This window comes from Pseudactinotalea sp., from assembly GCF_048594945.1.
Taxonomy (GTDB): Bacteria; Actinomycetota; Actinomycetes; order Actinomycetales; family Beutenbergiaceae; genus Pseudactinotalea.
Genome location: NZ_JBMDXJ010000192.1, coordinates 1 through 7,127 on the forward strand (window position 1 = coordinate 1; position 7,127 = coordinate 7,127).

At 71.1% G+C, this 7,127-nt stretch carries 7 protein-coding genes; 4 read left to right on the top strand and 3 right to left on the bottom strand.

Going from position 1 to position 7,127, the window contains the following annotated elements:
* Window positions 1-35: 35 nt before the first annotated feature.
* Together ACOJSN_RS08465 and ACOJSN_RS08470 are read left to right on the top strand one after the other, a co-directional pair.
* Window positions 36-743: an ABC transporter ATP-binding protein gene (locus tag ACOJSN_RS08465; RefSeq protein WP_420112057.1), complete on the top strand. Its 708-nt coding sequence runs from the start codon at window positions 36-38 to the stop codon at window positions 741-743.
* Window positions 740-1,960 (top strand): ABC transporter permease, encoded by a 1,221-nt coding sequence (locus ACOJSN_RS08470; RefSeq protein ID WP_420112058.1) that lies wholly within the window; start codon window positions 740-742, stop codon window positions 1,958-1,960. The genes ACOJSN_RS08465 and ACOJSN_RS08470 overlap by 4 nt, the downstream gene beginning before the upstream one ends.
* Here ACOJSN_RS08470 and hutH read toward each other — a convergent pair.
* Complete coding sequence (gene hutH / locus ACOJSN_RS08475) at window positions 1,954-3,507, bottom strand: histidine ammonia-lyase (RefSeq protein WP_420112059.1); 1,554 nt, start codon at window positions 3,505-3,507, stop codon at window positions 1,954-1,956. The genes ACOJSN_RS08470 and hutH overlap by 7 nt on opposite strands.
* Before the next feature lie 53 nt (window positions 3,508-3,560).
* Complete coding sequence (locus ACOJSN_RS08480) at window positions 3,561-4,388, bottom strand: NAD-dependent protein deacetylase (protein WP_420112060.1); 828 nt, start codon at window positions 4,386-4,388, stop codon at window positions 3,561-3,563.
* 138 nt (window positions 4,389-4,526) lie between these two features.
* Between ACOJSN_RS08480 and ACOJSN_RS08485 the strand changes: the two genes are divergently transcribed.
* Window positions 4,527-5,708, top strand: coding sequence for an acyltransferase family protein (locus ACOJSN_RS08485; RefSeq protein WP_420112061.1), 1,182 nt, complete (start codon window positions 4,527-4,529; stop codon window positions 5,706-5,708).
* 11 nt (window positions 5,709-5,719) lie between these two features.
* Here the strand turns inward: ACOJSN_RS08485 and ACOJSN_RS08490 are convergent, their stop codons facing one another.
* Entirely contained in the window at window positions 5,720-6,148 is a 429-nt protein-coding gene (locus ACOJSN_RS08490) for an NUDIX hydrolase (RefSeq protein ID WP_420112062.1), read from the bottom strand.
* Between the two features lie 61 nt (window positions 6,149-6,209).
* Here ACOJSN_RS08490 and ACOJSN_RS08495 point away from each other — a divergent pair, with 61 nt between their 5' ends.
* The gene (locus ACOJSN_RS08495) at window positions 6,210-6,899 is read left to right on the top strand and encodes a hypothetical protein (protein WP_420112063.1); all 690 of its coding nucleotides are present in this window, start codon (window positions 6,210-6,212) and stop codon (window positions 6,897-6,899) included.
* The last annotated feature ends 228 nt before the right edge of the window (window positions 6,900-7,127 follow it).

Below are 7,127 nucleotides of genomic sequence, written 5' to 3' on the forward strand. Positions count from 1 at the left end.
GCGAGACCGCCGACGACGGGTCCGAGGGCTGAGCCGTGGCGCTCCTGCACGCGGAGGGCATGGCGAGGCACGTCAGGCTGCCCGACGGCAGCCAGCTGCACATCCTCACGGGCGTCGACCTCGAGGTCGAGGCCGGCGAGCACGTCGCGATCGTCGGCCGCTCGGGAACCGGCAAGACCACCCTGTTGAACCTGCTGGGGCTGCTGGACAAGCCGTCGTCGGGCTCCTACATGCTCGACGGCGTCGACCTCCTCAGGCTCTCGGAGCGCCGCCGATCCCGGTTGCGTGGGGCGAGGTTCGGGTTCGTGTTCCAGCAGTTCAACCTGCTCGCGGGCCGTACGGCGCTGGCCAACGTCACCACGCCGCTGCTGTACGCGCGCGGCAAGCAGTTCTTCCAGCGCAGCGAGCTCGCGGCGCAGGCGCTGGATCGGGTCGGGCTGGGGGACCGGCTGGAGTCGACGTCGGACCAGCTGTCCGGCGGTGAGCAGCAGCGCGTCGCGATCGCCCGCGCCCTGGTACGGCAGCCGCAGGTGATCCTCGCGGACGAGCCCACCGGCGCCCGCGACGTGGAGACCGGCGGTTCGGTGATGTCACTCCTGGAGGAGCAGGCGCACGAGTTCGGCACCGCGCTGGTCACGATCACCCACGACCGCGCGGTGGCGGCGCGGGCGGACCGCATCCTCCGGCTGGATCACGGCGTGCTCGCGCCGGAGACCGCGCCGCTCGCCGAGGTCAGTTCATGAGCGGCATCCTGGGCGCGCTCGTCGAGGCGTGGGACGAGCTCCGTGTTCACAAGCTCCGGGTGTTGCTCTCGCTCGTGGGCGTGGCGGTCTCGGTGATGGCGATGACCAGCGTGACCGCGGCCGGGGAGATGATGCAGCGGGTCAACGAGCAGCTCAGTGCGGGGCAGGGGCGCCCGGCCACGTTCCAGCTCTACCTGTACCCGCAGATGGCCACCGAGGAGATTCCCGACCTGCGACCCGCAGCCGCGGCGTTCGACGAGTTCGTGGACCGTTATCAGGTCGAGGGCGCCGCGCGATCGACCTACGCCACGCTCCCGGTCGTCACGAACGGCTTCCTCACCGACGTCGGCACGCAGGCGGTCGACCAGACCTGGGCCGAGGTGGCGGGCGTCGAGGTCGCTGCCGGCCGCTGGTTCGCCCGCGACGACGACCAGATGCTCTCGCCGCCGATCATCGTCAACGACGTGCTGCTGCAGATGCTCGGCCACGAGACCTGGACCGGGCCGTTCACCGTGGACATCCAGGGTGCACGCCCCACCACGGCCACGGTGATCGGCACCTACCCGGATCCGTGGCAGAGCGGCATGCCCGAGTCGTACATGCTCTACGACTCCTACGTGACCTGGGTCGGTGACCCGAACGAGGTCGAGGGCATGTTTCCTGACATCCGGATCTGGATCGACCCCTCCCTGGCGGACGAGCTGCAGCACCGCCTCACCACCGAGCTCAGCGTGATCGACGGACAGTCCTATTACGTGGACGTCTGGCGCATGGACGCGTTCGGCACCGAGGATTACCTGGCCACGTTCCGCCTGGTGGTGACTGGGGTTGGGCTGCTGATCCTCGGCCTCTCGGCCCTCAACCTCGTCAACATCGCCATCGTCACGCTGCGACAGCGGATCCGGGAGATCGGGGTCCGCCGCGCGCTGGGCGCCACGTCGCGGCGCGTGTTCTTCGCGGTGATGCTGGAGTCGGTCGTCGCGACGGCGTTGGCGGGCTTGATCGGTGTGGTGATCTCGGTCGTGGTGCTCCGGAACATCTCGCTCCTGGAGCTGCTGTACGGCGAGTGGCGCCCGCCTGGCCTGGTGGAGCCGGGGTATCCGGCCTCGGCCGCGGTCATCGGCCTCGTGGCGTCCGTGGCCGTCGGCGCGCTCGCGGGCCTGGTGCCCGCGATCATGGCGGTCCGGATCCGCCCGATCGAGGCGATCCGCTACTGAAGCGCGACGCGCACCTCGGCCGCCGCGAGCACCGCGCCGTCCCGCACCAGCCGGTCGGTGGTCTCGATCTCGGGAGACAGATACCTGTCAGGGCCCGGGCCCCCGACCCCGTGCTCTCGAAGCAGCTGGACGACGGCGGCGCTCGCCGGGGCGGGGTGGAGCGGGCTGCGTAGGTCGAGGGCTCGGGCCGCTGTCATCACCTCGATCGCAAGGACGCGGGTGAGGCCGTCGACGGCGCGGCGCAGCTTGCGCGCAGCGCCCCAGCCCATCGACACGTGGTCCTCCTGCATGGCTGAGCTGGGGATCGAGTCGACGCTCGCCGGGGCCGCGAGCCGCTTCAGCTCCGAGACCACGCCGGCCTGCGTGTACTGCGCGATCATCAGCCCGGAGTCCACGCCCGGGTCGTGGGCGAGGAACGGCGGCAGCCCGTGGTTGCGGCTCTTGTCGAGGAACCGGTCGGTGCGGCGCTCGGACATCGACGCCAGGTCCGCGACCGCGATCGCGAGGAAGTCGAGCACGTAGGCCACCGGTGCTCCGTGGAAGTTCCCGTTCGACTCCACACGCCCCTCCTCGGGCAGCACCACCGGGTTGTCGATCGCCGAGGCCAGCTCCCGTTCGGCGACCGTGAGCGCGTACGCGACCGTGTCCCGCACCGCCCCGTGCACCTGTGGCGAGCACCGCAGCGAGTAGGCGTCCTGGACCCGGTTGCAGTCCGGGCCACGATGCGAGGCGACCACGCCGGAGTCGGCGAGCAACGCCGTCAGGTTCGCGGCGCTCGCCGCCTGACCGGGGTGCGGGCGGAGCGCCTGCAGCTCCGGCGCGAACACGCGGTCGGTGCCGAGCTGGGCCTCGACCGACATCGCGGCAGCGACGTCGGCGACCTTGAGCAGCGCGGTCAGATCAGCGGCGGCCATCAGCAGCATCCCGAGCATGCCGTCGGTGCCGTTGATGAGCGCGAGACCCTCCTTGGCGTCCAGCTCGACCGGGGTGAGTCCCGCCCGGGCGAGCGCGTCCGACGCGGAGACAATCACGCCGTCGGCGGTCTCGACCTCACCCTCGCCCATCAGGGCGAGGGCGCAGTGGGAGAGCGGGGCGAGGTCGCCCGAGCAACCGAGGGAGCCGTACTCGCGCACGACCGGGGTGATGCCGTGGCTGAGCAGGTCGGCGAGGAGGTGCGCGGTGGCGAGGTGCACGCCGGTGTGGCCGGTCGCGAGCGTGGACAGCCGCAGCAGCATCATTGCGCGCACCACCTCGCGCTCGACGGGCGGGCCGGAGGAGGCGGCGTGCGAGCGGATCAGCGAGCGCTGCAGTTCGGCGCGCTTGTCCGGCGGGATGTGGCGGGTCGCGAGCGCGCCGAAGCCGGTGGAGATGCCGTAGTGGGGCACGGCGTCATCGGCGAGGGTGTCGACCACGGCGCGCGCCCGCTCGATCGCGGCGGTGGCTTCGGCGGTGAGGGTGACGGCGGCACCCTCTCGGGCAACGGCAAGGACCTGCGCGGGGGTGACGGGGCCGGTTCCGACCTCGACGGTGAGGGTGGTGGTGTTCACCGGCCCATCTTCACCCAACCGGCACCCGTGAGGGCGCACTCGGCAGCGGCCCGCTACAGATCCGGCAGCGAGGCAGCGAGCTCGGCGAGGAACTCGGAGGTGCCGTCGTCGACCAGCAGATCGGCGAGATCGTCGCCGCGGGTGGCGCCACGGTTGACGATGACCACCGGCTTGCCCTCCTTGCGTGCGTGCCGCACGAACCTCAGACCTGACATCACCGCGAGCGAGCTACCGGCGACAAGGAGGGCTGCGCCGTCGTCGACCATCGCGTACGCAGCGGCGACCCGCTCCTTGGGGACGTTCTCACCGAAGTACACGATGTTCGGCTTGAGCACACCGCCGCACACCTCGCACGGCGGCACCACGAAGCCGGCGGTGTCGGCGAGCACGGCATCGGCGTCGGGGGCGATCTCGATGTCGCCGACCTCGACGGCGAAGTCCGGGTTCGCGTGTTCCAGCCGCTCGTGCATCTGCTGGCGGGTGATCACGGTGCCGCAGCGCAGGCAGATGACCTCGTTGTAGTGGCCGTGCAGGTCGATGACGTTCCGCGACCCGGCCTGCTCGTGCAGCAGGTCGACGTTCTGAGTGATCACCCCCGTGAGGAGGCCGCGCCGCTCCAGCCCGGCAAGTGCGCGGTGCCCGGCGTTGGGGTGCGTGGCGCGCAGGTGCCGCCAGCCGATGTGGTTACGCGCCCAGTAGTGACGGCGGAACGCCTCGTCTCCCACGAACTGCTGGTAGGTCATCGGGTTGCGCGGTGGGGAGTCGGGGCCGCGGTAGTCGGGGATTCCGGAGTCGGTCGAGATGCCCGCGCCCGTGAGCACGGTGAACCGGGTGTGCGCCAGGAGCCGGACCGCATCGCTCACCGAACCCGCACCGCTCACCCCACCACCGTAGGGCCGCCGGGCTGCACCCGCACAGCCATGGCCGAGAGGAGGAGTGCCGGGGTCAACCGATCGGTGGAGAGGTGAGCGCCCTGATGCAGGACGCGGCCGTCGCGTGCGATTCCTAGCGTCGATGACATGACCACCAGAACCGTTCCGACAGTCCGACGCCCGACACGGCTCCATGGCCTGGACACGCTGCGGGCTGTCGCGCTCGGCCTCGGCATCGTGCTGCACTCGCTGATGCCGTTCATCCCCGGACTGCCGTGGCTGATCACGGACCCCCAGTCCACCGACGTGGCGACGGCGACGTCGTACTGGATCCATCTGTTCCGGATGGTGCTCTTCATGCTGCTGGCCGGCTTCTTCGGCCGCATGATCGTCGAGCGGCGCGGCGCGCGCTCGTACGCCAAGGACCGCGCCCTGCGGATCGGGCTGCCCGTCGTCGTGTTCTGGCCCGTGGCAGTGTTCTCGCTCGGCGGCCTGGCGGCGATAGGCGCGAGCCTGCGCGGCGTGGAGCCACTGAGCCCGGTGCCGCCCGTCTCACCGGGCATCGCCGAGGTGTTGATGCTCGCCAGCCCGGGACAGCTGTGGTTCCTGGTGGTGCTGGTGCAGTGCGTGTTCATCGCGCTCGCGGTCCGCGCACTCGCCCGGCGGGCACTCGGGGAGGCACGCAGCGGACAGGTCGCCCGCCGCATCGGGACGTTGCTCGCCGCTCCGGGCGGCATCGTCCTCGCCGCGCTGCCCTACCTGGCGGGACTGCTGCTCCAGCAGACCGTCGTGGGCGGGATTCACCCGCCGCCCACGATCCTGCCGATGCCGTCTGCGCTCACCGCGTACCTCGGCGCGTTCGCCGTTGGTTGGTTCCTGCATGCCGCTCCCGGAGCGCTCGATCGGATCGCCGGCCACTGGCCGGTGCAGCTGGCGGTAGGAGCGGTGCTCGCCGTGGTGGGCTTTCGGATCGAGGACACCGGGGCGCCACTGATGATCCAGGCTGCTCTGATCGCGTTCGCGGGATGGGCCTGGACGCTCGGCCTCATCGGCGTGTGCATGCGGTACCTCACGCGGGAGAACCGGGTGATGCGCTACCTCGCCGACGCCTCCTACTGGAGCTACCTGCTGCACCTTCCGATCCTGGTAGCGCTCGGGATCGCGCTCGCCGACCTCGCCTGGCCGATCCCGGTCAAGCTCGCCATCACGTGGGCGATCACGGCCGCGGTGCTGCTGCTGAGCTACGACCTGCTCGTGCGCAGCACCTGGATCGGCACGTGGCTCAACGGGCGCCGGATGCCGCGAGCACTGGGATCCTCACGCGGTTGACGCCGGCACGCTCATGCCGGCGCGTCGGGGGCACGCGTGGGCGTCAGCAGGGCGGGGAGCACCGCTTCGCGGAGCAGCGGCGCGAGGTCGTCGCTGCGGTCTGCTGGGTCGATCCACCGCAGTGCCTCGATCTCGGCCCGCGGCTGAGCGACCGCGACCGGGGGATGGGTGAACACGGTGGCGGAGACCTGGCGACCCTCCTCGTTGGCGGCCGCGGTGGTCCAGGTGCCGAGGTGGTTCAGTCGCTGTGGGTCCAGCGTGACACCGAGTTCCTCGACGGTCTCGCGCACGGCGGTCTCGCGGATCTCCTCGCCCGGTTCGGGCTTGCCACCGGGAAACATGAACCGGGTGGTGCCACGCTTGCGGACCGTGAGGACCCGGCCCTGGGGATCGCGCAGCACCACCGCCGCGACGTGGATCGGTTCCGACACGGCACCCATCCTGTCACCGGTAGGCAGGTGTGCCGTTGACGCCACGGTGCGGGTGCGCTGAGATCGGTGCATGCCCCGCGCCAGCCAGATGCCGCGCACGCGCAGGCTGCGCACGCTGCGGACAGCGGTCTACTTCACCGGCATCGCCCTGGTCGCGGCTGGTGGTGCGGTCGCCCGTGCCGTGCCTGCACCCTGGTACCTCGCCATCGCCGGGTTCGTCGCGTTCGGGGCCGTGCTACTGGTGGCGTTGCGCCCGCTGGTTCGGATGCTCGACCGGCGGGTCCCCACCGCGCGCTCACGCGACCTCGCCGCCCTCACACCGGAGGAGCGTGCCTTGCCGTTCGGCGTGATCGCCGGCGCCGACGGTGAGTTGCTGCTGCCGACGAAGATCAGCCTCACCGTGCTCGCCTGGGTGCTGGCGGCAGGTCTTGTCGGCGGAGGCGTGGCGATGCTGCTGGTCGACGACGCCGCGGCGCGCACGATCGGCACCGTCACGGCCGCGTTCGGTGCGTGGACCGGCGTGCTCGCAGCCTGGGTGACCGGCACCAGGATCCGGCTCACCGACGAAGGCATCGAGTCACGGATGGGCCCACGCCGGTTCTATCGCTGGCTCGAGATCCCCGACCTCAAGGTCGATCGGCAGATCGTCATCCTTCGCGCCGCCGGTGCGCCGCGGCCGAGGGTATGGATCCGGGTGGGGACGATGGAGGTGAGCGTGGCGGACTGCGTCGCGATGATCCGGAAGGTGCGGGGCTGGTGAGCGGCGAGGCTGCCGGCCCCGGGACGTACTGACCCGACGGGCAGGTGGGCGGGCGGTAGCGGTGGGACGCCGTCGCGCAGCGGTCAGCTCCTACGTCGCTGCTCGCGGCGCTCCTCCCAAATCCCACTGTCTGTCGAACGACCAAGAACCCGCCCCGAAACCCTGGGCGGGGGGATGGGCCGTTGGCGGGTTCCGTGGGAGTTGTACACACCGGTGGCGAATAACCCA

Coding starts and splice junctions, on each gene's coding strand:
- ACOJSN_RS08490 (WP_420112062.1), bottom strand. CDS start 6,148: ATGGGTGCCGTGTCGGAACCGATCCACGTCGCGGCGGTGGTGCTGCGC.
- ACOJSN_RS08485 (WP_420112061.1), top strand. CDS start 4,527: ATGACCACCAGAACCGTTCCGACAGTCCGACGCCCGACACGGCTCCAT.
- ACOJSN_RS08470 (WP_420112058.1), top strand. CDS start 740: ATGAGCGGCATCCTGGGCGCGCTCGTCGAGGCGTGGGACGAGCTCCGT.
- ACOJSN_RS08495 (WP_420112063.1), top strand. CDS start 6,210: ATGCCCCGCGCCAGCCAGATGCCGCGCACGCGCAGGCTGCGCACGCTG.